Source organism: Ferruginibacter sp. SUN002, from assembly GCF_050611725.1.
GTDB lineage: Bacteria > Bacteroidota > Bacteroidia > Chitinophagales > Chitinophagaceae > Ferruginibacter.
Window position 1 is genome coordinate 381,778 of the sequence record NZ_JBODJB010000001.1, and the last position, 24,072, is coordinate 405,849.

The 24,072-nt window shown below is 35.4% G+C and carries 27 protein-coding genes; 12 read left to right on the forward strand and 15 right to left on the reverse strand.

Translation table 11 applies throughout. The features are described 5' to 3' along the window. Position 1 precedes the first annotated feature (1 nt). The 4 genes from ACQ33O_RS01635 (at position 2) to ACQ33O_RS01650 (ending at position 3,578) form a co-directional block, all read left to right on the forward strand. Positions 2-211 (forward strand): hypothetical protein, encoded by a 210-nt coding sequence (locus ACQ33O_RS01635; protein WP_430993804.1) that lies wholly within the window; start codon positions 2-4, stop codon positions 209-211. A 164-nt stretch (positions 212-375) separates the two neighbouring features. After that, complete coding sequence (locus ACQ33O_RS01640; protein WP_430993805.1) at positions 376-1,656, forward strand: MFS transporter; 1,281 nt, start codon at positions 376-378, stop codon at positions 1,654-1,656. A gap of 9 nt (positions 1,657-1,665) precedes the next feature. Beyond that, a complete protein-coding gene (locus tag ACQ33O_RS01645) occupies positions 1,666-2,718 on the forward strand; it encodes a TraB/GumN family protein (RefSeq protein ID WP_430993806.1) in 1,053 nt (350 codons plus the stop codon). Positions 2,719-2,720: 2 nt separating this feature from the next. Continuing rightward, positions 2,721-3,578: an MBL fold metallo-hydrolase gene (locus tag ACQ33O_RS01650; protein ID WP_430993807.1), complete on the forward strand. Its 858-nt coding sequence runs from the start codon at positions 2,721-2,723 to the stop codon at positions 3,576-3,578. Here ACQ33O_RS01650 and ACQ33O_RS01655 read toward each other — a convergent pair. Both ACQ33O_RS01655 and ACQ33O_RS01660 read right to left on the reverse strand, forming a co-directional pair. Then, positions 3,575-4,381 (reverse strand): DUF3108 domain-containing protein, encoded by an 807-nt coding sequence (locus ACQ33O_RS01655; RefSeq protein WP_430993808.1) that lies wholly within the window; start codon positions 4,379-4,381, stop codon positions 3,575-3,577. The genes ACQ33O_RS01650 and ACQ33O_RS01655 overlap by 4 nt on opposite strands. Further along, on the reverse strand, positions 4,365-5,360 hold the full coding sequence (locus ACQ33O_RS01660) for a lysylphosphatidylglycerol synthase domain-containing protein (protein ID WP_430993809.1): 996 nt from the start codon (positions 5,358-5,360) through the stop codon (positions 4,365-4,367). Before ACQ33O_RS01660 ends, ACQ33O_RS01655 begins: the two co-directional genes overlap by 17 nt. Before the next feature lie 77 nt (positions 5,361-5,437). Here ACQ33O_RS01660 and ruvC point away from each other — a divergent pair, with 77 nt between their 5' ends. The 3 genes from ruvC (at position 5,438) to ACQ33O_RS01675 (ending at position 8,061) form a co-directional block, all read left to right on the forward strand. Further along, the gene (gene ruvC, locus ACQ33O_RS01665) at positions 5,438-6,016 is read left to right on the forward strand and encodes a crossover junction endodeoxyribonuclease RuvC (protein WP_430993810.1); all 579 of its coding nucleotides are present in this window, start codon (positions 5,438-5,440) and stop codon (positions 6,014-6,016) included. A gap of 75 nt (positions 6,017-6,091) precedes the next feature. Further along, positions 6,092-7,363: a sensor histidine kinase gene (locus tag ACQ33O_RS01670; protein ID WP_430993811.1), complete on the forward strand. Its 1,272-nt coding sequence runs from the start codon at positions 6,092-6,094 to the stop codon at positions 7,361-7,363. Positions 7,364-7,374: 11 nt separating this feature from the next. Continuing rightward, positions 7,375-8,061: a response regulator transcription factor gene (locus tag ACQ33O_RS01675; RefSeq protein WP_430993812.1), complete on the forward strand. Its 687-nt coding sequence runs from the start codon at positions 7,375-7,377 to the stop codon at positions 8,059-8,061. On the opposite strand, the gene ACQ33O_RS01680 is transcribed toward ACQ33O_RS01675, so the two are convergent. The 4 genes from ACQ33O_RS01680 to ACQ33O_RS01695 all read right to left on the reverse strand — a co-directional run bounded on the left by ACQ33O_RS01680 (position 8,042) and on the right by ACQ33O_RS01695 (position 10,393). After that, complete coding sequence (locus ACQ33O_RS01680) at positions 8,042-8,434, reverse strand: HIT family protein (protein WP_430993813.1); 393 nt, start codon at positions 8,432-8,434, stop codon at positions 8,042-8,044. The genes ACQ33O_RS01675 and ACQ33O_RS01680 overlap by 20 nt on opposite strands. Positions 8,435-8,512: 78 nt before the next feature. After that, positions 8,513-8,986 (reverse strand): transcription elongation factor GreA, encoded by a 474-nt coding sequence (gene greA, locus ACQ33O_RS01685; RefSeq protein WP_430993814.1) that lies wholly within the window; start codon positions 8,984-8,986, stop codon positions 8,513-8,515. Positions 8,987-9,074: 88 nt separating this feature from the next. Continuing rightward, the gene (locus ACQ33O_RS01690; RefSeq protein WP_430993815.1) at positions 9,075-10,010 is read right to left on the reverse strand and encodes an NAD(P)-dependent oxidoreductase; all 936 of its coding nucleotides are present in this window, start codon (positions 10,008-10,010) and stop codon (positions 9,075-9,077) included. Positions 10,011-10,012: 2 nt separating this feature from the next. After that, positions 10,013-10,393 (reverse strand): RidA family protein, encoded by a 381-nt coding sequence (locus tag ACQ33O_RS01695; RefSeq protein ID WP_430993816.1) that lies wholly within the window; start codon positions 10,391-10,393, stop codon positions 10,013-10,015. Positions 10,394-10,463: 70 nt separating this feature from the next. On the opposite strand from ACQ33O_RS01695, the gene tsaB reads away from it, so the two are divergent. The 3 genes from tsaB to ACQ33O_RS01710 all read left to right on the forward strand — a co-directional run bounded on the left by tsaB (position 10,464) and on the right by ACQ33O_RS01710 (position 13,086). Next, positions 10,464-11,144 carry a tRNA (adenosine(37)-N6)-threonylcarbamoyltransferase complex dimerization subunit type 1 TsaB gene (tsaB, locus tag ACQ33O_RS01700; protein ID WP_430993817.1) on the forward strand — a complete coding sequence of 227 codons (681 nt, stop codon included), beginning with the start codon at positions 10,464-10,466 and terminating at the stop codon, positions 11,142-11,144. Positions 11,145-11,301: 157 nt separating this feature from the next. Further along, on the forward strand, positions 11,302-11,598 hold the full coding sequence (locus ACQ33O_RS01705) for an ArsR/SmtB family transcription factor (protein WP_430993818.1): 297 nt from the start codon (positions 11,302-11,304) through the stop codon (positions 11,596-11,598). An 84-nt stretch (positions 11,599-11,682) separates the two neighbouring features. Then, on the forward strand, positions 11,683-13,086 hold the full coding sequence (locus tag ACQ33O_RS01710; protein WP_430993819.1) for an MBL fold metallo-hydrolase: 1,404 nt from the start codon (positions 11,683-11,685) through the stop codon (positions 13,084-13,086). On the opposite strand, the gene ACQ33O_RS01715 is transcribed toward ACQ33O_RS01710, so the two are convergent. The 5 genes from ACQ33O_RS01715 to ACQ33O_RS01735 are packed head-to-tail and all read right to left on the reverse strand — an operon-like array spanning position 13,083 to position 19,041. After that, positions 13,083-13,967: a lysophospholipid acyltransferase family protein gene (locus tag ACQ33O_RS01715; RefSeq protein ID WP_430993820.1), complete on the reverse strand. Its 885-nt coding sequence runs from the start codon at positions 13,965-13,967 to the stop codon at positions 13,083-13,085. The genes ACQ33O_RS01710 and ACQ33O_RS01715 overlap by 4 nt on opposite strands. Before the next feature lie 31 nt (positions 13,968-13,998). Next, entirely contained in the window at positions 13,999-15,612 is a 1,614-nt protein-coding gene (gene nadB / locus ACQ33O_RS01720; RefSeq protein ID WP_430993821.1) for an L-aspartate oxidase, read from the reverse strand. 12 nt (positions 15,613-15,624) lie between these two features. Beyond that, positions 15,625-17,604: a (E)-4-hydroxy-3-methylbut-2-enyl-diphosphate synthase gene (ispG, locus tag ACQ33O_RS01725; RefSeq protein WP_430993822.1), complete on the reverse strand. Its 1,980-nt coding sequence runs from the start codon at positions 17,602-17,604 to the stop codon at positions 15,625-15,627. A 23-nt stretch (positions 17,605-17,627) separates the two neighbouring features. Then, positions 17,628-18,443 (reverse strand): class D beta-lactamase, encoded by an 816-nt coding sequence (gene blaOXA, locus ACQ33O_RS01730; protein ID WP_430993823.1) that lies wholly within the window; start codon positions 18,441-18,443, stop codon positions 17,628-17,630. Positions 18,444-18,453: 10 nt separating this feature from the next. Further along, entirely contained in the window at positions 18,454-19,041 is a 588-nt protein-coding gene (locus ACQ33O_RS01735; protein WP_430993824.1) for a DUF3109 family protein, read from the reverse strand. Positions 19,042-19,169: 128 nt separating this feature from the next. On the opposite strand from ACQ33O_RS01735, the gene ACQ33O_RS01740 reads away from it, so the two are divergent. Together ACQ33O_RS01740 and ACQ33O_RS01745 are read left to right on the forward strand one after the other, a co-directional pair. Further along, a complete protein-coding gene (locus ACQ33O_RS01740) occupies positions 19,170-19,862 on the forward strand; it encodes a DUF2306 domain-containing protein (protein WP_430993825.1) in 693 nt (230 codons plus the stop codon). Beyond that, positions 19,859-20,260: a hypothetical protein gene (locus tag ACQ33O_RS01745; protein ID WP_430993826.1), complete on the forward strand. Its 402-nt coding sequence runs from the start codon at positions 19,859-19,861 to the stop codon at positions 20,258-20,260. The genes ACQ33O_RS01740 and ACQ33O_RS01745 overlap by 4 nt, the downstream gene beginning before the upstream one ends. Here ACQ33O_RS01745 and ACQ33O_RS01750 read toward each other — a convergent pair. Genes ACQ33O_RS01750 through mutY form a run of 4 tightly spaced genes read right to left on the reverse strand, consistent with a single transcriptional unit; the run spans position 20,257 to position 23,885 of the window. After that, entirely contained in the window at positions 20,257-20,916 is a 660-nt protein-coding gene (locus ACQ33O_RS01750) for a hypothetical protein (protein ID WP_430993827.1), read from the reverse strand. The two genes, ACQ33O_RS01745 and ACQ33O_RS01750, sit on opposite strands and share 4 nt — an antisense overlap. Positions 20,917-20,967: 51 nt before the next feature. Continuing rightward, positions 20,968-22,311 carry a gliding motility-associated protein GldE gene (gene gldE / locus ACQ33O_RS01755; RefSeq protein WP_430993828.1) on the reverse strand — a complete coding sequence of 448 codons (1,344 nt, stop codon included), beginning with the start codon at positions 22,309-22,311 and terminating at the stop codon, positions 20,968-20,970. Positions 22,312-22,345: 34 nt separating this feature from the next. Continuing rightward, a complete protein-coding gene (locus tag ACQ33O_RS01760) occupies positions 22,346-22,768 on the reverse strand; it encodes a single-stranded DNA-binding protein (protein WP_430993829.1) in 423 nt (140 codons plus the stop codon). 34 nt (positions 22,769-22,802) lie between these two features. Further along, entirely contained in the window at positions 22,803-23,885 is a 1,083-nt protein-coding gene (mutY, locus tag ACQ33O_RS01765) for an A/G-specific adenine glycosylase (protein ID WP_430993830.1), read from the reverse strand. Positions 23,886-24,072: the final 187 nt, after the last annotated feature.

The window sequence follows — 24,072 nt, forward strand, 5'->3', positions numbered from 1 at the left end:
AATGAATATATTTCAAAATTTTATTAAAAAAAGATACCGCTGGTTTATGATTTCTCTCATTGCTATCATTTTATATATGATACTATTGGACAAAATTAAAATCAAAGAAAATGCAATAAACTTTATTCTATTTTTTATTTTAATTCCTGTAGTTGTTTCAGGTATAGCTATAGTCATTGAAAAAAGAGTCAATAATCGCCGAAAAAAATAATCTTAATAATATAACCTGTGGATCAAATAATATGAAGCCACAGGTTATTAATTTCTTACATATTGAGCTACTAAAACGCAATGCAGGTCTAAGCATTTGTGAAACAATTTGCCTTTTTAATTAATTAAGAATTTATCTGTACTTTCATTTCTTAATTATTACAAATGCAAACTGCTTCCAAGAAAGTAATTAACGGGTGGGCAATGTATGACTGGGCAAATTCAGTGTACAATCTTGTTATTACTACTACCTTTTTCCCTGCATATTATGCCGCTGTTACAGGACTTCACAATTTTCCTGACGGCATCACTTTCTTAGGCAGACGATTTGTAAACACTGAATTAAAAGATTATGTATTAGCATTTGGGTTTTTAGTAATCGCCTTGCTGTCGCCTATCTTATCTTCTATTGCAGATTATAAAGGCAATAAGAAAAATTTCATGCGATTCTTTTGTTACATGGGTGCGGTGAGCTGCTCGTTACTTTTTTTCTTCGATAAAAACCATGTTACACTCGGGCTGATGTGCTTTATGTTCGCCGGCATTGGGTTCTATGGCAGCCAGGTATTTTACAACTCTTATTTACCCGAAATAGCTGCAGAAAAAGATATGGATCGTGTAAGTGCTAAAGGCTATACCATGGGGTATATCGGTAGCGTGTTAATGCAGATGGTTGGCTTTGCACTGGTTATGACAATGGAAGATAAAGGTCTGGCATTGACCATAACTTTTTTATTGGTTGGAATATGGTGGGTGAGTTTTGCTCAAATTACTTTTAACAGACTTCCAATAAGTTCGGCAAGTGAAAGAAAGGCAAAAAAACATGTGCTTGTAAACGGCTTCCATGAATTGAAGTTGGTTTTACATCAAGTAAAACAAATGCCTGTATTGAAAAGATTTTTATCCGCTTTTTTCTTTTACAGCATGGGAGTGCAAACGGTTATGCTGGTTGCCATTGATTTTGGCATTAAAGAATTGAAATTGCCCGATGATAAACTGATCATTACGGCTGTAATTATTCAATTGGTTGCTATTGTTGGAGCAATGGTGATGTCGAAACTCTCTGAAAAATACGGCAACATCAATGTGCTATTGTTTACTGTTCTATTATGGATTGGTATTTGTATTACCGGATATTTTATAACCAGCGAACTGCATTTTTATATCATTGCATCTCTTGTTGGATTAGTGATGGGGGGCATTCAATCACTTAGTCGTTCTACCTATTCTAAGTTAATGCCCGAAACAAAAGACACCGCTTCGTTCTTCAGCTTTTACGACGTAACCGAAAAAATTGCAATAGTAGTCGGCCTTTTTACTTTCGGTTTAATAGAAGGGATCAGCAGTATTCGTCAATCAATCTTATCATTGGTTGTATTTTTTGTGCTTGGTTTTATTATGTTGTTATTAACTGCTCGTAAGCAAAAAGCAGTGAAAGAATTCTAAATTTTCTTTATGTCTAAAAAAATATTACAGGCTCTTTTCGCCCTGTTTATTTCTCAATCAACCACGGCGCAACAAAACAACACTTTTCTTTGGCGAATCAACAATCCTTTAAACGAAAATCACTCTTATCTTTTCGGTACCATACATCTACCCCAAAAAAGATTCATGATGCAGAGTGATTCGCTATACCAGGCAATCAAGTACTGTGATCTTTTTTACAATGAGGTCGATTACAAAGGAATGTTTAAAGAGATGCGAAAGGCTGATAGTTTTTTGTTGGCGAAAAAGAATTATTTAGATTCGGCAAAAAAAACACCTGCCTGGAAAAAGCTGATAGGCAATATCAATAAAGCTTACAATGCAAATATCGATCCCGATCATTATGAACAACTGAATAAATTTCAGGAAAAAATATTAGCAGATTATATAAAGTCTGACCCCGGAGTTAAAGCATTGGATATGGCACTTGCTGATTATGCTACAGCCATAGGTAAACCTACAAAAGGACTGGAAACATTTGTGCTACAAATAGACATGATCTACAAGATCATTGACGCTAGATTAACAGATACCACATTGTTATTTAATGACGACATTGCGCTTGCTGCCAATATGAAACAGTTTTATGAAAAGCAGCTATTTGATTCACTGACATATCTGATTGAAGGTTTGAATAACACTTATAAAAAAATATTATTCGATGATAGAAATATAAGCATGGCTGATTCAATCCAACAGATATCGGAAAACAACAGTGCTTTTTTTGCCGTAGGTTGTGGCCATTTATTGGGAAAAACGGGTATAATTAATTTATTAAAAGCAAAAGGACTTACACTTACTCCGGTATTCTCAGATAACAAGTTTTCTGTAATTTTATTGCAAAGTATTATTGATGCAGCACAGGAGAAAACGGTGAAAGAAGAATTGATATCAAAGGCTCCGATAGAGTATTTGCAGCCAGAAGAAATATCTGCAGATGCAAAAATGGAAGAGTTGCCTCCGCCGCCACCTCCGCCCCCGCTTTTATTACCCCAAAAAACAACTAAGGTTAAACAATATTGATCATGAAACTCTACTCCATCAACGCAGGATATTTTAAATTAGATGGTGGCGCCATGTTTGGTGTGGTTCCAAAAAAAATTTGGAACAAGTTAGCTCCTGCTGATGAAAACAATATGTGCAGTTGGGCGCTACGTTGTTTATTGATTGAAAATAATGACAGATTAATATTGGTTGATACAGGCATGGGTGATAAGCAAGATGCAAAATTTTTCGGGTATTATTATTTGCATGGAGATGATACACTTGATAAATCATTGGCACAACATGGTTTCACAAGAGAAGATATTACCGATGTAATACTGACTCATTTACACTTCGACCATTGCGGCGGATGCATCATCAGAGATGGAGAAAAATTAATTCCGGCTTTCAAAAATGCTTTATTCTGGAGCAATGAAAGGCACTGGAAATGGGCAACACATCCAAATGAAAGAGAAAAGGCAAGTTTTTTAAAAGAAAATATTTTACCGATAGAGGAAAGTGGACGGCTGAAATTTATACCCTTGGCAACGGACGACGAACAATGGACAACAGATGAACGACTACCTCAACTTTCATTTTTTATTGCAAACGGACATACAGATGCTATGATGTTGCCCATGATCAATTACAAGGGCAAAACAATTGTATATATGGCAGACCTGTTGCCATCTATTGCACATATGCCGCTACCTTATGTTATGGGTTACGATATGTTTCCGATGAAAACACTGGAAGAAAAAAAGAGATTTTTATCTGAAGCTCTAGAAAAAAATTACATTCTATTTTTTGAACACGACCCTGTAAATGAATGCTGCACTTTACAAATGACCGAAAGAGGCATTCGTCCGAAAGACATATTTAAACTAACTGATCTTTAAAGCCCTTTTACACTTATCAACGACGTTAAAGGATAACGAAGGTTCTTATACTTCAACATATCTATTTTAACAGAACCAACTGAGATCGGACTTTCAATTCTCAACAACAAACGATTAGGGTCATCACTTACCCAGGCTGTCATTTTTTCTCCACCACTAAACATGGTTCCTTTTATCAGTAAAGGTTTAAACTTGATTGCTTTAAATTTTCCGTATTGTGTTTTGATCTTTACCTTTCCCATATACTTTATATAAAGATGATTGACCTCATCATCTATAAACATATCAAAAGGAATTTTATCACCAACTTTATATTTATCAAAATTGATGTTACGGGCATAATAGATGGAACTCATTACATCCTGAATACAATCGGGTGTTTTGAAAACTCCATTCGTAGTAACAGCTGTGCCGGCACTATGATTAAAAGTTACGTTGTTATAGATCTTATGCCCTCCTTCATTTACATTTCTGATAAATTTTAAAGGCAACATGGTTGCTGTATCAATGTATGTTTCGTATCTGTCTCTTACTTTAAAAAAATTATCGAAAAAGGGATACGACTTACCATCTCCTATACAATGATAAACGGGTTTACCGTTGAATTTTTCAAGTGCAGTTGTAAAAGTTGCTTCGCCTGCTCCAATGTATGCACCCATCGCATTATAAAAAACTTTGAGTGTAACACTTTCCCCTGCCTGAAATGCAGTATTCTTTATACCACAAAACTCACCTCCGGTTTGATGAGGTGTGAAAGCAGACAAACTTATGATCAAGAAAAAGGCTTTAATTGTTCTGTTCATTTTTCTCCTTTACAATTTTAATACTAAAAATTAATAAACTTCCTATAATGGCAGGTATCACTAAATTGATCAGCCAAATACCCAATGCCGCTGCCCCAACACCTAATTCGTTATTCGTATAAAACTTCAATATCTCCCAACTGGCTTTTGCTCTAACCGGCAATTCAATAAAACCTAACGTAGGTGCTACGGCCATTACAAGATAAAAAACCGTCATCAACCAAAAACATAACCAACCTTGAATACCGACATGCATTACCTGTAATAATAGAACGTATTGCAAAACAAAGACCAAAAACCGCAAAAATGACAAAAACAAAACATGCAAGAGTTCTTTGCTGTCAAATTCGTCTAATACACTAATATGTTTAACAACTCTTTGTAATGCCGGTACTTTCTCCATCATCCTCACCAACCATCCTAGTCTTAAATAGAATAGCAACAGAAAAACAGTAAACGCCACACTTAAATAAATAAGTACGTTACTCCAAAAGTCAGGTAAAACGTTTAAAGCGTTGCTATTGCTTTGTGAAAAAAATCTTAAAAAGATCAAACCGAAGCAACCCATGATCATTGTTACGAGCAGTTGACTAATGCTTCCCACAATGGTCAAAGATATCGCCTTAAGCCTATGCTCATTTTCAACATACAGTATTCTACCACCGTACTCACCCACACGATTAGGCGTTAGCATAGTTACGCTGCAACCTGACAAAACAGATTTAAATGCTTTAAGAAAAGAAAATTTTTGAATATTACCGATCAAAAGCTGCCATTTTCTCGATTCGATTCCCCAGTTCACAAACATTAATCCAATCACTACCCAAAACTTCCAGTTCAACCAGCTGTCTTTAATTTCATTCCACCGATTTTCCAGATCGGGTTGATTGACGATCTGCCTGTATAAACTCCACGACAGTATGATAAATAACAACGGCCCTAAAAAATAGTTGATAAATATTTTGATGTATCGGTTCAAATTGATTTGACTAATTTTATACTACAAGTATAGTTTAAAAAATTCGGCTATTCATTAATCTCAAAACAAAATTTCTCTTGCAAAAGGCGTCGAAAATTATTTTAGGTATAGATCCGGGAACGGTGGTAATGGGTTATGGATTGATCTCCATCAATGGCAGCACAATAAAACTACTTGAAATGGATGTTTTGAAACCGGGAAAGGTTGATGATCCGTATAAGAAATTACAATTAATATATAACACTGTTAGCGGCCTTATTATCAAATATAAACCTCATGTATTTGCCATTGAAGCACCCTTTTTTGGTAAGAATGTACAAAGTATGTTGAAACTTGGAAGAGCTCAGGGTGTTGCAATTGCAGCGGCTATGCGGCATGGTTTAGATGTGACGGAATATTCCCCTAAAAAAATCAAACAATCAATAACCGGCAATGGCAATGCAAATAAAGAACAGGTTTTAAAAATGCTGCAGCGGTTATTAAATTTTAAAGAAGATCCGAAATACTTAGACGCATCTGATGCACTGGCCGTAGCGGTTTGTCATTATTTTCAGGAAAACGCTTTGCTTGGTGGTCAAACAAGCAAAGCAAAGGGATGGGAAGACTTTTTGAAAAAGAATCCGGATAGGATAAAAGTAGTAACTAAATTAAAATAAAGCTGTTGTTGATGTTAACTTCCGATTAACATTGCCAACCTTCATTTATGCAAAAACTTTGCAGAGAATCTCATTATGACAATTCGCTCTAAAACACTTCGGTTAGTATTATTAATAAGCACCATACTCGTTGCCGTTATCATTGCTGTACAATTATTCTGGCTACAAAAAGTATATAAATATGAAGAAAAGCAATTCAATATCAATGTAACCAAAAGTATCAGAGGTGTATATAAGGATATGGAGCTGGTAAATGATGTATCCGATACCCGTCAAACGATCATTGAAAATCCACATCCGGATGTGTATCTATTCAGGGTAGATTGTGTTCCCAGCTTAGATACTTTATGGTTGAGTATGAAGTCGGAGTTTACAGATTTTGATGTTTATACCGATTGTAAAATGGGGGTTTATCATACATCCACCCACTCGTATGTCTTAGAAAAATACATTGATCTTCCGGACGCAAATCAATCGAAAGACAACGATAGCCCTTTACCTATCTATAAAAAAGAATACGATTATATTCTTTTATTCTTCCCCCACAGAGATCAATACATTATTAAACAAATGTTCTTTTGGATTGTGTCCAGCGGTATATTATTACTTGTGCTAATTGGTTTTGGTGTGAGTATTTTTTACTTGTACCGTCAAAAATTCTTGAATGAAACGCAAAAAGATTTCGTCAATAATTTTACGCATGAGTTTAAAACACCTTTAGCAGTGATGAAAATTGCTGCCGAAGTTTTAAAGCAACCGGATATTTATACCAAACCGGAGCGACTAAAAACATATGCAAATATTATTAATGACCAAACGGCACATTTACAGTCGCAAGTTCAACGTTTATTAGAAATTGCTTATAACGACCGAAGTCAGTTACCATTGCAAAAAGAAAAGATCAATATCAGCGAAATTATAAATCAGGCCATCAACGACTTACAGCCGTTGGCAGAGCAAAAAAATGCTACTATAACTACAACATTTTCAGCTCCTGAGTGTTTTATTAGTGCAGATAAATCCTATTTGCTGCTAACTTTCGTAAATCTTATAGAAAACGGTCTTAAATTTTCTCAACAACCTGTTATACAGATAAAAACTGCTGTAGAAGATGGATTTGCCCTGGTAACGGTAACCGATAACGGCATTGGCATCAAAGAAGAAAACAAGAAGAAAATATTTGATCGTTTTTACAGGGTACTTGATGGAGAACTGCACACAACAAAAGGATTTGGTCTTGGCTTGAATTTTGTTAAGAAAGTTGTGGATGCACATAATGGAAAGATTATTGTGAACAGTGAGCCGGGAAAAGGTAGTAGCTTTATAGTGAAAATTCCGCTGACATAAATTTTATAACCATGAGCAAAGGAAAAGTACTTTTAGCAGAAGATGACTTGGCATTGAGCTTTGTAATAAAAGACAATTTGCAGGATGCAGGTTATGATGTTACGCATTGTCCGGATGGTGAAGTTGCGTGGCAACAATTTCAAAAAAGAGCATTTGATATTTGTTTACTGGATATTAATATGCCTGTAAGAGATGGTTTTTCGCTTACGAAAAAAATAAGACAGCAAAGTGACGTGGTTCCAATACTTTTTATCACAGCAAAAAGTATGGAAAGTGATAAGATAACAGGCTTTAAAGCCGGTGCAGACGATTACATCACCAAACCATTCAGCATGCAGGAATTGCTGATGCGAATGGATGTATTTCTCAGGAGATCTAAAAAACTTTCTTCAGATACACAATTGGAATATAATCTCGGAAAATTAAAATTTGTTACCACCGAATTAAAAATTTATGCCCCCGATGAAATTGTATCACTCACACAAAAGGAGGCCGACCTACTTAAGTTTTTTGCTCAGCACACCAACAAAATTTTAAAAAGAGAAGAAGTGTTGTTGAATGTATGGGGTAAAGACGATTATTTTTTAGGAAGAAGCATGGATGTATTCATTACCAAACTTCGCAAGCACCTTAAAGCAGATCCGTCTGTGGTTTTAGAAACCATACATGGCGTTGGGTTTAGACTAAATGTGCCTTAATAGCATTTTGTATCTCCTTCAATTCTTCTGCGGATAATTTCAATTTATCATTTGTAAAGTTCAGATCATCGGCTGAATTGATGGGCATTAAATGTAAATGAGCATGTGGCACTTCCAGCCCTACTACACTGATGCCACAGCGGTTACAGTCAAATGCTTTTTCAATAGCATGGGCAATTGGTTTTGCAAATACCAGCATCTTACTTAAATAATCATCCGAGAGATCAAAAAATTTATCTGTTTCAACTTTCGGCACAACCAATACATGACCCTGCACCAAAGGAAAAATATCTAAGAAAGCAAAGAAGTTTTCATCTTCTGCAATTTTATAGGAAGGGATTTCACCGGCTATTATTTTTGAAAAGATGGTCATTTCGTTTTTTTATAAAAATACTAATAAAAAAAATCCCATCCGTTGCTACAGATGGGATTATTAAAAAAAAATTAGCAGTTAAATTGTAATATCCTCAATTTTAAATTTCAATTGTCCCGCCGGCACCTGCACTTCTGCAACTTCTCCAATTGTTTTACCCAATAAACCTTTTCCTATCGGAGAAGTAACAGATATTTTACCCAATTTCAAATCCGCTTCTTTTTCAGATACGATCTGATAGGTAACTTGTTTTTTAGTACCAAGGTTAGTAACCGTTACTTTAGTAAGAATTGAAACTTTACTTGTATCGATATTCGTTTCATCTAAAATACGTGCGGTAGCAATTACACCTTCCAGGTATTTAATTTTTGCTTCCAACATACCTTGTGCTTCTTTTGCTGCATCGTATTCAGCATTCTCTTTCAGATCACCTTTTTCTCTGGCTTCCGCAATAGCTTTACTTGCAGCTGGTCTCTCCACTCCTTTCATGTGTTGCAATTCTTCCTTCATTTTTTCGAAGGTGTCTTTCTTTACATAATTAGTATCACTCATAAAAAAACCTTTTGAGGTAAATAGAAAAAAAATACAACGCCTCAGGAATGCCCAAGGCGTTGTATATAATGCAAATATAAACATTTTTTTAAATTCCCAATTTCTCAAGAATAACAGCACTCATCTTATAAAATGCTTCATGGCTATAACCCGCTATATGCGGCGTTACTATTACATCTTTATGATTTGTTAAAAAAAGTAGCTCTTCTTTTTGTATGGTTGTAAGATCATCAATCTTCTCATTTTCAAGCACATCCAATGCAACACCGGATAATTTACCCTGCTTGATGGCATTGATCAGTGCTGCTGTATCGGTTACTTTACCACGGCAGGCATTAATGAAGTATGGTTTTTTTTGCAAAGCGTTAAAGAAAGACTCATTAGCCATATGAAAAGTTTCATCGGTTAGCGGTACATGTAAACTAATAAAATCTGCGTACTTCGTTATTTGCTCTAAGTTTGCCTCTTTAATATACCCATCTGCAAAATCAAATTTATATTTATCGTATGCAAGTACAGTAACATTAAAAGGTGCCAACAATTTTGCTAAAGAACTACCGGTATTTCCGTAACCGATAATGCCAAAAGTTTTTCCGGTTATCTCGGCACCTCTATTAGCATCACGTTTCCATTCAAAGTTTTTTACTTCATTAAAACTTCTGGATATATGATTGGTAAGATTTAATACCAAACCCAACACATGTTCAGCAACCGCATTTCTATTTCCTTCGGGGCTACTCACACATAGAATATTTTTTGATGTTGCATATTCAGTATCTATCAATTCCATACCACTGCCCAGCCTGCCGATCCATTTCAATGTCGGTGCATTATCTAAAATATTTTTATCTATTATTAACCTTGTTGTTACAATCAACCCTTCAACATCGTTGATCAACATAAACAGCTCTTCATAACTGATAGATGGAAGATATAAAACTTTATAACCTTTCTGTTGCAACGTATCAATAAGGTACTGATGCGCCTTTGCTGTAATAATTACTTTCGGATTACTATTTGTCATATCTACTTAGCGGCGATCATACTGATTTCTAAATTGGCATTTTTGGGCAAGGCTTTAACTGCATATGTTTCTCTTGCAGGAAAATTTCCTGTAAAATACCTTGCGTAAATTTCATTCACTGTTGCAAACAAAGCCATGTCGCTCAGCAAAATGGTAGTTTTAACTACATGGCTAAAATCCATTTCGGCAGCAGCTAAAACATTCTTTAAATTTTGCATTACCTGATGCGTTTCTTCAGATATGTCTTTATTTGCTAACTCGGTTGTACCCGGTATCAAAGCAACCTGGCCAGATAAAAACAAAAACCCTCCTGCTTTAACTGCTTGATTATATGGACCTATTGGTTCGGGTGCCCCATTGGTATTTATTATTTCCTTATTCATTTTATTTTAATTGAAATACAAATATATCTTTTTACAACAACGTATTTTTGTGAAAATATACATTTCATTTATGGCCTATATTTTAAGTATTGACACTGCAATGCAATCAGCCTCGGTTAGTCTGTCAAAAAATGGTGTTTTGTTGCATGAGCTAAACAATCGTGACGCAAAAGATCATGGAAGTTTTTTGCAACCTGCTATTTTAAAAGTTGTGGAAATTGCAGGAATTACTTTGCAACAGATTGATGCTGTGGCTGTAACAGAAGGCCCCGGCTCCTATACCGGATTAAGGGTGGGTATGGCAGCAGCAAAAGGGTTATGTTTTGCTTTAAATAAACCACTTATTACAATCAATACTTTAGAGGCATTAGCAGCGACAGCTTTAGGCGAGGTTAACGTTGACGCATCAACGATAATTTGTCCGATGATTGATGCCAGACGAATGGAAGTATATACCGCTTTATATAAAAACGATCTCACTAACTTGTTAGAACCCCACGCTTTAGTGTTAAATACAGGCTCATTCGAAAAATATTTTTCAACATACAAAATTCTATTTGTTGGTTCGGGTGCAAGCAAATGGAGCAACATTTGTGAAAGTGCCCGTGCTGTTGATTTTCAGAATATTGAAATCAAAGCAGAAATTCTGAATAATTTATCATACAAAAAATACAATTCTAACAATTTTGCAGATATCGCATATGCAGAGCCTTTCTACTTAAAAGAGTTTTTTAGCGAAACTCCTAAGTAATTTTACTATGTAGCTGAAAGTAATTTTACTATATGCACAAAAAAAATATTATCTGTGCAATAAAAAGTCTTTCAACTATTAAATCATGTAATATATTTGCCTAACCTTTTCCTGTAACCAATATCTTCCTTACGGAAGTGTTTAAAAACACCCTTACATGATTGCGAACAAAATCGACTACTACAATGTTAAGAAGGCAGCTTTAACATTGAGAGCATTGAACCACAAATTGCGTCAGCAATTAATTAAATTGATTGACGAGGAACAAAAACTTACCGTTACTGAAATCTATGTGCGTCTGCGATTAGAACAGTCTGTTGCATCACAGCACTTGGCTATCTTACGTAAGGCCGGCATAGTATCTACACAAAGAGACGGTAAATTTATCCATTACATTATCAATCACAAACGTATTGAAGAGATTAACAAATTTGTGAATGAATTAGTAGCTTAATGCTTTAACAAAAAAGAAAAAAGCGTCCCGATAGTAATTGGGACGCTTTTGTTTTTTTACCTTTGTATAATAAAAAAAATAGGTATGTATATACAACAACTTTACACAGGGTGTATCAGTGAGGCGGCATATTATATTGAAAGTGAAGGAGAAGCTGCTATCATAGATCCGCTTAGAGACACAGAACAATACATACAATTAGCTAAAGAGAGAAAAGCTAAGATCAAATATATTTTCGAAACGCATTTTCATGCGGATTTTGTAAGTGGTCATCTTGATCTTCATAAAAAAACCGGCGCCCCTATTATTTACGGTCCAAAAACTGAAACAAATCTTCCTGTGCATATTGCATCAGATGGAGAAATTTTTCAATTAGGAAAAATTTCTTTTGAAGTATTGCATACTCCGGGTCATACAATTGAAAGTTGTTGTTATTTATTAAAAAATGAATCAAACAAACCACATGCAATTTTTACAGGCGATACTTTATTTGTGGGAGATGTAGGCAGACCCGACCTAAGTAGCGGAGATCTTAGTAAAGAAGAACTTGCTTCTATAATGTATGATACTATACAAAATAAAATACTTCCATTAGCAGATGATATATTGGTATACCCGGCACATGGTGCAGGTAGTAGTTGCGGTAAAAATTTAGGGCCTGAAAGCTTTAGTACAATTGCAGAAGAAAAGCAAAATAATTATGCGCTGCAAAAACAATCAAAAGAAGATTTTATAAAAAAGGTAACCGAAGATCTGGAAGAAGCACCTAAATATTTTTCGATCAATGCACAGATCAACAAAGATGGTTATGACAGTTTGGAAAAGCTGAAAAAAAATGCACTGGTTCCTTTAAACATCAAAACTTTCAAAGATAAAATTGATCAGGATGCAATGATCCTCGATACTAGACCCGGCAATATTTTTACAGCAGGATTTGTTCCTGGTAGTATTTTCATTGGTTTAGAAGGGAGGTTTGCAGAATGGGCCGGCAGCATCTTGCCATTCAACAAATCCATTATTCTTGTTACTGAAATAGGCAAAGAAGAAGAGACTGTTGTAAGATTGGCAAGAGTAGGATTTGATAAGATTGAAGGATATCTTGATGGTAGTTTTGAAGCTTGGCAAAATGCGGGAGAGCCTATTGATATGATCATCGATATTGAAGTGGATGAATTAGCGATGGATATCAAACATGATAAAAATTTACAAGTAGTAGACGTAAGAAGAGAAACTGAATTTGCAGAAGGCCATGTTAAGGATGCTATCAATTTACCATTGAGCGATATGACTGATGTAATGACCCTGGCTGCATTTGAGGAAGATCAAAATCTTTATTTATACTGTGGTAGTGGTTACAGAAGCATCATAGCAAGCTCATTATTCAAAAAGCAAGGCATTCATAATATCAGAACTGTGATTGGGGGATGGAATGCGATCAAAGAAGAGAAAAAAATAAAGACACTAAAAGATGTAAGCGCCTTGAACTAACCTTCAATACGATTTTTTCCTATGTCTGCGGCCATTGCCCTTCTCCATCTCCGATGGCTCCATAAATAATTTTCGGGTTGGCGGGAAATGATATTCTCCAGGAAATTTCTGTATAGAATTGTTAGTTGCTGCGGTGTATACTCTTTTGTATTTTCTACTACCTGCTCTGCTTCAAAACTATAATAACCTCTTTTTGTTTTTTTAAAATTTACAAAGATGATAGTGGTATTATTTTTTGCTGCTGCTTTATGTGGACCTATGATAAATGGTGCCGGCTTGCCGAAGAAATCTACCCAATAAGCATTGGTCATTTTCCCTGCATTCTGATCTGCTAATAAATACATTGAATGCTGATGCTGCATCAATTCATGCATTTGTCTTTTAAATTTTCCTGTTGGAACCAATATCGTTTTATACTTTGAGCGGATCTTTAAAAACAATTTATCAAACATTTGATTTTCTATCTGACTATAAACGCCGATCAAAGGAATAGTTAAATATTTGCCCAATGCAAGGTTTGCATATTCCCAATTAAACATATGTGCTCCCAGCAATTGAATATTGTGACCTTTTGCAGCTGCTTCATTGATCAATGTAAAATTGTGAGCACATCTTTTATCAAAAGTTGTGTCACTCATTGATAAAGTCTTAATCGTTTCAACAAAAGTATCAGTAAAATTTCGATAAAATTTTTTTGCAATTGCTACACGCTCTTCTTCATTTTTATTCGGAAATGCGATCAATAGATTTTCAAGAATAACCTTACGCCTATATCGAAACACATCTCGTAGCAGAAAGGCAACAAAACTGCTAATCCCGTACAACACAAAAAAAGGCAGCAGGGAAAATAAGTAAAGAAAAAAATAAACGATATAATACATCAGCTGTTATACTTGATAATTGAACAAGGATCTATAAAACAATGTTCTGAATTTTTTCACTCTTGAAAGGATAATCAGTATTATAATGCAGCCCTCTGCTTTCTTGACGGAATTCAGCACACTTTACGATCAGATAAGCCACCGTGATCATATTCCGTAATTCACAAAGCTGTGGTGATACTGCAGTTTTTTCATACAATGCCTCAGTTTCTTCATGCAATAGATCGAGTCGACGGTTTGCTCTTTTCAAACGTTCATTATTGCGAACGATACCAACGTAGTCACTCATCAGCAATTTCATTTCTTTTAAACTCTGCGTAATGAGGATCATTTCTTTAGGGGCATTTGTACCGTCCGCTTTCCAGTCCGGCACGGCATTTTCTCCGCCCGAATGCGAAAGTGAAAGGTGATTAATTTCTTTCACCGCATCTTTATATGCTCTGTGTGCAAATACCATTGCTTCCAGCAAACTATTACTTGCTAAACGATTAGCACCATGCAGCCCTGTACTGGCACATTCGCCTGCTGCATACAAATTTTTGATCGATGTTCGTCCGTGTTCATCTGTTTTAATTCCGCCGCAACTGTAATGTGCAGCAGGGGAAACAGGGATCATATCTTTTGTAATGTCGATACCAATACTCAAACACTTTTTATAAATATTAGGAAAATGCTCTGTGAATTTTTCTTTAGAAAAATGTCTGCAATCTAAATATACATGTTCAGTACCATTGATCTTCATTTCATTATCGATAGCTCTTGCCACAATATCTCTTGGAGCCAGATCTTTACGTTCATCGTATTTCTCCATAAATGCCTCTCCTGCATGGTTGCGTAAAATGCCTCCATCGCCACGTACAGCTTCTGTGATCAAAAAATTTTGTCCACGTACACCCGGTTCATACAATGCCGTAGGGTGAAACTGAATGAACTCCATATTTTCAATTCGTCCTTTTGCCCTGTAAACCATCGCCACACCATCTCCTGTTGCAATTGACGGATTAGTAGTTGTACGGTACACCTGACCGTTACCTCCTGTTGCCAGTAACGTAATATCGGCTACGATCTTTTCAATTTTATTGGTAGATAGGTTCAATACATACACACCGTAACATTCAATATCCAATGTAGATTTGGTAATTAAGTATCCCAAGTGATGCTGTGTAATTATGTCAAGCACAAAGCAATGGCTTATTAGTTCTATGTTTGATCGCTTTGCAATAGCAGTAAGCAAAGCTCTTTCCATTTCCTTACCAGTTACATCTTTATGATGCAAAATTCTAAATTCACTATGTCCACCTTCCTTCCCTAATTTAAAATCCCCGTCTGGTTCTTTATCAAATCTTGCTCCCCATTCTATGATCTCTTTGATTCTGTCAACGCCTTCTCTCACTACTATCTCAACTACTTCCTTGTTACACAACCCATCTCCTGCTATTAGCGTATCTTCAATATGCTTTTCAAAACTATCATTGTCGGAATCCATCACACCGGCTATACCTCCCTGAGCATACTTCGTATTTGTTTCGTCGCTTTGTGCTTTGGTAAGAATGGTCACTTTTTTATCCGGGCAATCCTCTGCTACTTTCAAAGCATAGGTAAGCCCTGCAATGCCACTTCCAATTACTAAAAAGTCTGTCTTCATATTTTTTTGTTATCAGGCTTCTATCCAAACTCCACTCTCCTTCAATAAATTAATCAACTCATCAACAGCAATTGCGCTATCAATATTTCTCTTTACAACTTCTTTACCTCTGTATAATGTTATTTTCCCAACTCCACTACCTACATAGCCAAAATCGGCATCAGCCATTTCCCCGGGGCCATTTACAATACAACCCATGATCGCAATTTTCAAACCTTTTAAGTGATTGGTAACGGCTCGGATCTTTGCTGTAGTTTCCTGCAATTCAAATAATGTTCTTCCGCAACTCGGACAACTAATATATTCTGTTTTAGAAATTCTTGTCCGTACCGCTTGTAAAATAGAGAAAGATGTATTGTTAATGAATTGATGATTATTCTTTGTTTCAAGATAAGTTCTGCCTGAAACTTTTTGATTCGTCAATTTTGATGGGTCATTGATAAGCCAGATCCCATCTCCCATTCCATCTAAAAATAAAGCTCCGCTTTGCGAAGAAAAATGGATCAACTGTTCATCTATTGTTGTATGATGGCTTTCTACTGATATGATTACCGGGCATTTAATCACTTCTTTCATCAACCGAATAATAAAACTTCTTACAGACTGCATATGATTTTCAGCAGAAGAATAAATACACAAAACAACCGATGAGTCATTTTTAATTTTTTGCACAAATGCATCTGAAACTTTTATCGCATCTACAGCAATAAAATTCATTATTGCCTTTTCATTATCGGCCATATATTCATCGGACTGAAAAAGCGGGAAATATTTTTCTTTATCGGCTACATTCACCCAAACTTTATGATCACAAATAACTTTTAAAGTACCCGGTAAGGCAAAGTCAACTAATTTGTTTGCTGTGTAAATATAATCTGCAGCTGCATCACCAATATTCCATTTATCAGTTATTTCATTGTACGTATAACCAATAGCCTGCAGATCTGTGTGAACAATTGATTGGGCCTGCATGAAATCAGCAACTACTACAGGAACATGTTTTCCTCCAATATTGGAAATAGAAAATGTTTCTCTTTTTTTATATTCAAAAGGAGAATAAGGTAACGTACCATTGAATACTAAACTATGATCCATGGTCGATGGTGCATAGGCGGTGTATTCCTTTACCAGATCCAAACAAACAGGTATTTCAAACTCAGGATCTTCTGTTAATGAAACTCTTATTGTATCTCCTATTCCATCATCCAACAAAGTACCAATACCAATAGCACTTTTGATTCTTCCATCTTCACCATCTCCGGCTTCAGTTACACCTAAATGCAACGGATAACATTCACCAAATTCTTCCATCATATGATTAATGAGTAAGCGATAAGCCTGCACCATCACCAATGGGTTGCTGCTTTTCATACTCAAAATAATATTGTGATAATCCTCTCCACGTGCAATACGTAAAAATTCCATCGCACTCTCTACCATGCCAATGGCTGTATCTCCATAACGGCTCATGATCCTGTCACTCAACGACCCATGATTGGTTCCGATACGCATGGCCGTTCCATGTTCTTTACAGATCTTCACCAATGGTGTAAAACGTTCTTTTATTCGTTCTATTTCTTCCACATATTCTGCATCGGTATATTCGATCTGCTCAAATTTTTTCTTATCAACATAGTTGCCTGGATTTACTCTCACCTTTTCTACAATAGCCGCAGCAATTTCTGCCGCATTAGGTGTAAAATGAATATCTGCAACTAACGGTGTAGAATAACCTCTTTTACGAATTTCATTTTTTATATTCAATAGGTTTTCTGCCTCCTTCTTTGATGGTGCTGTAATACGTACCAACTCTGCTCCGGCTTCAATACAACGAATGGCCTGTTCAACCGTAGCAAGGGTATCCATTGTATCTGTAGTGGTCATTGTTTGAACACGTACAGGATGACCATTACCCAATAGCAAATTTCCAATCTTAACCTCTCTCGTTTTAAGACGCTTGTATTCCGTTAATGATTCACAATAGAATTGCATAAATATTTATTCAGTACAAGGAATTATTTTTTTCCTTCAAAAAAGCCGTATTGTTTTAATATCGATTTTAAAATATTGATCCTAATGGTTTTGATATCAGCATTTGCATCTGCCGTTTTCACCAATAATGTAAAAAAGTAAGGATGTTTATTCTCTTCGATCCAACCGGTTACCCAACCAATGCCGTTGTTCTTTTCATCAAAACCCCAGCCAGTTTTATAACTTAATGTATATAAAGTGTTTTCTTCTTGCTTCATAACGTCACGAACAATTTGCTGTGTGCGTTTTTGAAAAGGCAATTGATCGAAGTATAAACGTTTAACCATACCCAATTGTTCATCGGGTGATATCTTCAATGTGTTATCAAGCCAAAAACTATCGATTGTTGAATTAATAGTTTTTGTTCCGTAATTCAAAGTATCAAGCCAGTGTTGCATTGTATCTTTTCCAATCTTTCTGGCAATTTCCTGATAATATGGCACACAACTGACTTTAAATGCTTCAACCATATTCATATCCTTATTCCAATCATCATTCCAGCGTTTTACGCCATCCCATTTAATAACCATTTTTTCATCAGCAATAACGCCTGTTTCCAAACCTATCAAGGAATTCACTATTTTAAAAGTTGATGCAGGCAAGAAACGTGTAGTATCTAATTGCATATTGTACACCGTTACCTTACCGCTACTGTTACTAAGCATAGTAAAACAGCCTTCTACCTTATTTTGATCGAAATATTTTTTTAAGCTGTTATCTATCTCTGCCCTGTTTCCTGAACAAGATGCAATTAGAAATACGGAATAAGAAATAAGGGATAAGAAAGTAAGTCGTTTCATTTCGGAAATATTAAGGCTTCTTTGAGTTTATATGATTTGCCGTTGCATCTAATGTTTCGTAAAATTCTGTTCCGTATTTTCGGATGATAGCATCTTTTAAAAAAACGTAAACAGGCACTTTTAATTTTTTACCCAAGCTACATCCTCCACTACAAAGATCTTCTCTGGGTTCGTAGTTTACGTATTCGGTTTTTTTATTTTTACTTTGTTTGATCCTGATGGGATAAAGATGACAACTGATCGGTTTTTTCCAATTTACTTTACCATCGTTATAAGCTTGTTCAATTCCGCATTTTACAATACCCTTTTCGTCGGTTATTCCATACACACAAATACTTCCATTGATGGTAGGTGTTACCCAACCAAACTCTTTGTCATACACATATTTACCCTGTCTTGCCAGTTCATTTTTGGCTTCCTCAGTCAAATATGGGAACACTGCATCAAACACTTCATCTATTTTTGCCAGTTCATCTTTATGAAGTGGTGCGCCGGCATCACCATCTACACAGCATCCGCCTTTACATTTACTCAAATCGCAGACGAATTGTTCTTCTACAACTTCATCGCTGATCAATATATTATCTATTGCAATCATTAATGCAAAGTTAAAACATTCAAAGTTTACATGGTTATAACATTGAATAAACCTGTTTAACAATTTTGTAACGTTGTTTTTTGTGAAATTCATTCTGTCTTTACCTCATTACCTACAAACCAGCCTTTATGCCCAACAGCCGCCAATTGACTCTTCAAAATAGCATCCGCTATTTTTTTGCCGCCATTTTCTGGATCCCTGTTGTTTTTTTTAGTTTATTACTGGTTCGAAATACCTTACCCTATTTTTCTTTCAATCAACAGTTTTCATTTATTGAAGAAAGGGCTGTTCTTTTTCTTAAGCCTGCGTATAAAGCAAGTTTCTATATCCACATTTTTGCAGGCATGTTCTGTATTATTGCAGCACTGACACAATTCTCATCATACATTCTGAAAAAACGTAAGGCTATACACATTTGGATGGGGAAGATCTATGTTGTAGTAGTAATAGTTTTAGGTGCTCCAACAGGTTTGTACATGAGCTTTTTTGCAAAAGGCAGTTTTTGGGAAAGAGCATTATTCATGTTTATGGCGCTGTATTGGTTATATACCACTATCAAAGGTTTACAAAGTATCAAACAAAAAAATATACTTGCTCATAAAAATTGGATGATAAGAAGTTACAGTATGGCTATGACCGCAGTTACTTTCAGGGTTTACCATATTATTTTCTATTACTACGGAGCAGATCATTTGTTCAATTATGAAATATCTCTTTGGATAAGTGTATTAGGTAACATGCTAATTGCTGAATATTTCATTTTCAGAAAAAGTAAAAAATATTTGAACACATTTAACCATCTTAAAATAATACGATCATGAAAGCAATCATTTATGCAGGCATAGGCCTGTTCGCTGTTGCATCTGTATATGGCGTAGCAGATTATTATCAAAGTAAAAAGCAAGGCTTATTCTTAAATCTATATAAAGAACCTGTAAACCCCATTGCAGAAGAAGATGAAAGAACGATCAATGCAGATGACTATTCAAGAGGAGAAATATCTGAACCATCACTTGCAAAAAAATTAGTTGTAACCACAAATAGCAAAACTGCAGCTAATACAAAAGCAGTGAAAAAAAAGAAAGCAATAAAAACATCAAAGGCTATTAAGAAAAGAAATATATCTTTTGATAAATTTTCAAGAGCTAAATTACCCGTAGAAAGAGACATGAATATAGACACCCTGTCTGCAACAGAAACCGCCTTGTTTGATTTTTAGTTTGAACGCCATTTAAAAGTATTGATCAAATGTTCAAGATCTTTTTGTAAAAAGTCCTGAACCGGCCTTAAGGAATCAACATTGGGTGTTACTTCAAAATAAAGTGCCCCACGTATAAAATTCTTGGTAGTATCACTTAAGAAGAATTGTTTTGCCGTTGCTGCATTTCCCCCAACTTTAAAAAACACGCCATGCACACCATTGGCAGTATGTATGGCGCTGTCACGTATAGAAGTAGCAATCACATCATTTTTATTAGTAAGGTTAAATGCATCGTTTACCATTCTGTCGAACTTGTTAATACCCATGGAATCCTTGTACATTCCTTTGCTGTCTTTGATCTTATAAGGTGCGGCACCACCTACTATTTTATAACTTAAAAAAACCCGTCCATTGAACTGAGGAAAATCAATATTAACCCAATACGGGTTTTCCGGACTTGCATCAAAATAAGTGCTGTCTCTTACAATATTTGCATAAGTTGGATATTCAAAAGTGTAAGGGAATCCTTCTTTATCAAATTTTTGATAGCTGCGTTGTGGTAGAGTGATATTGAAGTAACCTCTCTTTTTTGAAACGTACGGAGAATTACAAGAGGAAAGCAGTAGGCAAAAAACGAAAAATGAAAAATGAAAAATGAAAAATTTAGTGAGCATTTTTTTGTGGTGTAAAATCATGACTGGTTTTCGTATATAGAATAATAAAAATTATTTTTCATTTCTTGGCCTGATGGTGATCTGTATTTTATCGATCCTGTTCTTGTTAATTTCCAACGGTATAAAAATAAAATCTCCACTAATTACCTCTTCGTTTATTTGAGGAAACTCTCCGGCTATTTCAAGCACCAACCCGGCAAGGGAATCACTATCGCCTTTAACCACATCAAATGTATCCATCGGTAAATTCATGGCTTTACAAACATCGTTGGTCATTGTCTTTCCTTCAAAGATATAATTGAACTCATCAATTTTTTTGTTCACACTTTCCTCATCATCAAACTCATCTTTAATATCACCGATGATCTCTTCCATGATGTCTTCCAATGTAACTATACCGGATGTCCCGCCAAATTCATCTACCACAACCGCAAAGTGTATGCGTTTGTTTCTGAATTCCTGTAAGAGATCCTCAATAAGTTTGTGCTCATGTACAAAAAAAGGATGACGCATAAGACTATGCCAATCGTAGTTTTCAGGCTTCGATGCATTTACAAAAGGCAACAGGTCTTTTGTATGTAAAACACCCAATATTTCATCCAGATTATTTTTATATACAGGCAAACGGGAGTAATGCAATTCTTCAACTCTTGCAATCACATCTTCAAAACTGCTACTGTGTTCAATGCCACTAACGTCAAGACGTGTACGCATAATTTGTTTTACAGTAGTGTCGCCAAATTTTCTAATCCCTTTCAGAATTTGTTTTTCTTCTATAGTAGCTTCATGTTCCGGCAATAGATCTATTGCATAATCAAGATGGCTGTTATCCAACATAGAAGAATTTGTTGAAGTGAATTTCTTTTCAATATTGTCACTATAGCCAACCATTTTTTTACTCAGTCGATAAAATAGGCTGTTGAATATCTCTATGATCAAAGAGGCAGTTGATGCAAACCACACTTTATGATGTGTTGCCCATACCTTAGGCAATACTTCACCAAACAAAATAATGAGTGAAGTAACAGCCAGTACTTTTATCAAAAAAGCTACCCAGAGGCCAAGATGAAAAGGCGCCAGCCAGCTATCCAACAAAATATTTGAGATAAGAATGATACCGATGTTCACAAAGCTATTGGCAATTAGCATGGATGCCAGCAATGTTTTGGGTTGATCGAGCAAAGTGACGATACGCTTAAACGAAGGCTGTTGCTTTGTTTTAAGCATATTGATGTCTTTATATGTCAATGAAAAAAAAGCTACTTCTGAACCGGCTATCAAAAACGAAATGATGAATAAAATAAATGCCAGAAAAATAAGCACTACACTTGCGGCAGGCGTTATTGCTAAAAATGTAAAAGGCTGTGTAAAATTAATGACCGAATGGTAATCCAAAACTATAGATGTTAGTGAGCAATATTAGTTGATTTTAAAATGGTAATCTTTCCGGAGCGTCGTCGGCCGGAGGTAAATCTCCACCAAGACCTTCAATTCCTTCATGACCCGGAATAGAGCCGTCTGTTCGTTTATCTAACATAATTAAATTATCTCCAACTACTTCGGTAGCAAATTTCTTATTCCCGTCTTTATCTTCCCAACTCCGTGTTTTCAAACGCCCCTCTATATAAACCAAACTACCTTTATGTAAATATTTCTGAGCCAGTTCTGCCAATCCTCGCCACAAAACTACTGTATGCCATTCTGTTTGCGAAACTAATTTTCCGCTTCTGTCTTTGTAAGTTTCGGTGGTGGCCAACGAAAATTTAGCCACACCAATATTACCTTCCAAAAACTGCATATCAGGGTCTTTACCCAAGTTGCCAATCAACATTACTCTATTTACACCTCTCATAGTGTTTAATTTTATATTGTCTGATTATGCTATATCACGAATTTAAAGATACGTTTTTATCTTCTAAAAATAAAGTGATAAATTTCGGGAATGGTAGTTTGCTCATTTCTTTTATTGTTATAGCTTTAAAGCCTTTGGCTGAAAAGGGTTTCGGCATATCTATCTGTATAAAACGCCCTTTGATTATTTGATGAGTAAGCAGTTGTTTATATTCATCTGAAATATATTTAATACGAGCACCACTGAATGATTCTTCCTTAAAAATATCTAATACCTTGATTCCTTTCATTGTCAATTCCTCTTTCATTTCAATCGGGAAAAATTCATACAGGTTCTCCCAAATGTCATTTCCACCTCTTTTTTGCACATACACCAGATCGTTGTGTTTGATGACCAAATAATATAACCAACGTGTTTTTTTAGTAATTGATTTTTCTTTTACGGGTAATTTATCAACCCAGCCTTTTGAAAAAGCAAGGCAAGTTTTATTCAGTGGGCAGTCTGAACAATTTGGCGATTGCGGTTTGCAGACCGTAGCACCAAAGTCCATCAGAGCCTGATTATACAGGCCGGGTTTTTCCTTATCCAACAACTCTTCTGCTAATAATGTGAATTGCTTTTTCCCTTCAGTACTATCAATAGCTGTATCAATATTGAAATATCTTGACAAAACCCTGAAAACGTTGCCATCAACCACTGCGTAGGGCAGATTGAATGCAAAGGAAGCAATGGCTGCAGCGGTATATGGTCCAATACCTTTTAATGAAAGTATATCTTCATATTTATCCGGAAATTTTCCATTCAATTCTTTTGCAATAAATTTTGCAGTTGCTATTAAGTTTTTGCAGCGTGTATAATAGCCAAGTCCTTCCCACAATTTGAAAACCTTTGTTTCCGGAGCTACTGCAAGTTTTTCTACTGTCGGGAAAGTTTTTATAAATCGATTATAATACTCCAAGCCCTGATCCACCCTGGTTTGTTGCAAAATGATCTCACTTAACCATATTTTGTAAGGATCTTTCTCTCCTTTCCATGGCATAGCCCTTCTGTTAAATTTATCATTCCACATTAAAAGTTGTACAGTGAAAAATTGTTTGTTTTTTATAATAAAGGTCATTGAGGTTTAAACATTAATTTGATAATAGTACTGATCTTCATAGTTAAAATAACCCAAGCCATGTAAAAATCCGTGTAATATGCTTCTCAATCAAATCTTTTTTAAATAAAAAATCATATTTGAAATTACATAAATAATTGATAATCAAATAATTAAATGTTTTTAAATTGTGGATTTTTAAAAAAAA